Here is a 3,683-nt window from a genome sequence, read left to right on the forward strand (position 1 = left end):
TTATTGTACTCACAGCTTATAGTTGTAAAAAAGCTAAAAACCCATGCGATGAAAGTAATTTAAAAGAAGCTTATATTATTGGATTTCATCAATGTACCGCAGGAAAACAATCATACGAAGGGAAAGGCTTTGTAATTATAACTAATAATTTCAAAGATACTCTTTTAACCTATAACCTGGCGGATTCACTTTACCAGTTCCCGCCTTCTCACTTTGCAAACTACCAGTTTTCATTTTTATTTCCTGATTCGGTAAGATCAAAATACAAGGTTCACCTCTCTTACAGAAACCTGAGGGAAAATGAGAAGACCTATCCCCTTTGTCGAGGAGATATTTATGATGCGGAAATTACTTATGCTGTAAGAGACCGGCAAATCAAAATTTTATGTATCCGTAAGTAAAAAGACTTTTAATGCACGGGTCTAAAATTTTATAGAACTGATCACCTTAACTCAATTGGGTATGGAAAAACAATTACTTTTCTTAAAGCGCGGCATATTATATTCGTTTTTACGGGGTGTAACGGTTTCTCTTTAACTTTCGTATAGATGAATTACGGAACTAATAGCAATGATTCAAGGGGTACATATTGGCATGGAACCCATGTTTCAGATATAATTTCTGCCAAAACCAATAATATAACAGGTATTGCCGGTACACATGGAGGGAATATATTGCTGGTATTCGATTAATGCCGGTATGTGCAGGAATAGGAACTATAGTTGATGGTTCTGTTTTAGATGATGCTATTTTAATATGCTGTAAATCAGGGTGCAAAAGTAATTCAACTAAGTCCAGGTGTTCAGCAACCAAGTGCACGTAATAGAGATTAAACTAATGCCAAAAAGATTTAGACATTAGATAATTAATTGTAAATAATAATTCAGATGAAAGAATTTTCAATTCTCTTTTTAACCTGTATCCTTTTTTCACTTTCATGCAAAAAGGATAAAAATGCACAAAAGAATATGTGGGTAACAGTATTAGACCTTAAAGAAAAGAATTTCACTTTTAGGGATGTAGATTTTTTAAATGAAAATACAGGCTATGCCCTGGCCTTAAAAATAGAGGGTATTGCCGGAAACCATACTCTGTGGCGTACTGATGATGGTGGAAAAACCTGGGCATCTAATAACTTTTATCTTAAAGATGATTTTATAACAAATATTTCAGCAGTGAATGACACACTTTTTGGGAGTAGTAAACAAGTGTATCATTCGGATGATAACGGATTAAGCTGGAAATCAATTTCTCCCTCCCTTACTTTGGTCCCTAAAGGTGATATCGTTTTTTCTGATACTCAGACAGGAACAATTATTGAATGTAACAGTTTATTTAAAACAACAAACCGTGGTGAAACATGGAAGGAAGTGTTCAATATTCCTTATATGTCTTGTTTTAGTCACCTATTCTTTACTTCTAATAAAACTGCATATGCTATAGGAGGCTCTGTTCATGATAATACCAATTTTGGTTTTATTGCCAAAAGCGAAGATGAAGGCCAAAACTGGAAATTACTGGAAGCAAAATTTGCCAATATAACCGATTGCTATTTCCTGAACGATAAAACAGGGTTTGTTTTTACTTTTAATGAAGAGCTGTTTAAAACAACGGATGGAGGAAACAACTGGAAACTTATAAATAACAAAATAGAGCTTTATCCAAAGTCTTTTTTCCTTTCTGAAAAGGAAGGATATTATGGAGGCATGTTTGGGATATTTCACACAACAGATGGAGGGCTGACCTGGAAAAAAGAATATACCACCAATGAAGGTGATGTAATCACTGATATTACTTTTAAAGGAAAGACTAGTATCGTTATTACAAGTAAAGGTCTTATACTACGCAAACAAATTTAAACCTAATCAATATGAAAATAATTTTTACATTATTTTTTTTTCTGCAGTATTTCCTTTTTTGCTTTTTCCCAAGTGGAAGGTACCCAAAAGGAACTAAGCAAAGATGGTTCAATAATTTACCTTAAATTTAATGATGATAAGCAGAAAAAGCCACTTTCGGAAGCTGCAACGTTATTAAAGGATTCTCTTAAAATACGTAATGGGAATAACCTGGTCCTTTCAGAAAGTAAAAGAGATAAGCTGGGATACATTCATCAATATTATAATCAGTATTATAAAGGAGTTAGGATAGAGTATGGGAAATATGCTGTGCATGCAAAAAATGATAAAATTGAATTAATAGCAGGAAATTATCAGGAAGTTTATGATGTAAACATTACACCCAAACTTTCCCCTCAGGCAGCTTTAAGTAGTGCCTTAAAGCTTATTGGTGCAAAAAAATACAAATGGGAAAATGCCGAAGAAGAAAGATTATTAAAGACTATTACAGGGGAAAAAGATACAAGCTATTATCCAAAGGGAGAAATCATAATAATAAAAGATTTACTACAAACCAACAATCAATACCGTTTAGCATATAGATTTCAAATTTATTCAGAGGTGCCTCTTAGCCATAGAACTTATTACATTGATGCTTTAAATGGCAGTTTATTGTATGCTGAAGATCTAATAAAACACCTTAATGCACCAGGCACTGCGGATACACGATATAGTGGCACTCAAACTTTTGTCAGTGACTCCTTTACCGGAGGATTTCGTTTACGTGAGGTAAGGAATGGAGTAAATATTCAGACTTTTAACATGAACATGGGTGCTAATTACGGTGCCGCCACTGATTTTGTTGATACAGACAATAATTGGACTAATGCAGAACATAATAACACTGCTTTAGATAATGCTGCTTTGGACGCACATTGGGGTACAGAAAGAGTTTATGATTACTTTCTGAATGTACACGGATGGAATAGCTGGAACGGATCTGGTGGAGTACTTCTTAACTATGTCCATGCTAACTTAGTAGCTATGGGCTATCCGAATAATGGTAATGCGTTCTGGGATGGCCAGCGTATGACTTATGGAGATGGAAGCTCAATGTTCTCGCCATTAACTTCGCTTGATGTAGTGGCGCATGAAATTGGCCATGGAATTTGCCAAGCTGCAATTCCACCTAATGGATTAGCGTATAATGGAGAATCAGGAGCATTAAATGAAGGATTTAGCGATATCTGGGCAGCTTGTGTTGAAGCACAGGCAGCTCCCGGGAAACAAAGATGGGCTATCGGAGAGGATATCTCCCTCTCGGGAATACCTTTAAGATCAATGAGCAGCCCCAATAATGGATTAAGTGCGCAACCTGATACTTATGGAGGAACAAACTGGGTTAATACAAATGGATGTACACCAAGTAGTTCCAATGACCTCTGCGGTGTACATACAAATAGTGGTGTTTTAAATTACTTTTTTTTCCTTTTATCTGAAGGTGGAAATGGAACTAATGATATTGGAAATCCATTTTTAGTGTCTGGCATTGGAATAGATAATGCTGCGACAATAGCTTATAGAGCATTAACAGTTTATTTACGATCTTTTCCACAAGCAACATTTGGTAATGCAAGAACTGCTACTATTCAAGCTGCAAATGATTTGTTTGGTAGTGGGTCGTGCCAGGTAATTAATGTTACAAGGGCATGGTACGCTGTTGGGGTTGGCGCAGACTATCAATCATCATTAACAATCTCCGGCCCCGATAATTTTTGCACCAGCGGGACTTATACAATTAATCTGCCAGCAGGCGCAACAGTCAGCTGGAGCGTCAGTCCGTCA

General features: G+C 35.9%; 4 protein-coding genes. All 4 read left to right on the forward strand.

All coding sequences use genetic code 11. From position 1 onward, the window contains the following. Nucleotides 1-401: hypothetical protein (locus P2W72_RS06705; RefSeq protein ID WP_276360222.1), on the forward strand; the 401-nt coding region annotated here is incomplete at its 5' end. A gap of 147 nt (nucleotides 402-548) precedes the next feature. After that, on the forward strand, nucleotides 549-692 hold the full coding sequence (locus tag P2W72_RS06710; protein ID WP_276360223.1) for a hypothetical protein: 144 nt from the start codon (nucleotides 549-551) through the stop codon (nucleotides 690-692). Nucleotides 693-887: 195 nt separating this feature from the next. After that, on the forward strand, nucleotides 888-1,859 hold the full coding sequence (locus P2W72_RS06715) for a YCF48-related protein (protein WP_276360224.1): 972 nt from the start codon (nucleotides 888-890) through the stop codon (nucleotides 1,857-1,859). A 72-nt stretch (nucleotides 1,860-1,931) separates the two neighbouring features. Beyond that, the coding region (locus P2W72_RS06720; protein WP_276360225.1) for a M4 family metallopeptidase at nucleotides 1,932-3,683 on the forward strand (1,752 nt) is incomplete at its 3' end.

Origin of the sequence: Daejeonella sp. H1SJ63 (assembly GCF_029360775.1) — a bacterium.
Classification (GTDB): Bacteria; Bacteroidota; Bacteroidia; order Sphingobacteriales; family Sphingobacteriaceae; genus Daejeonella.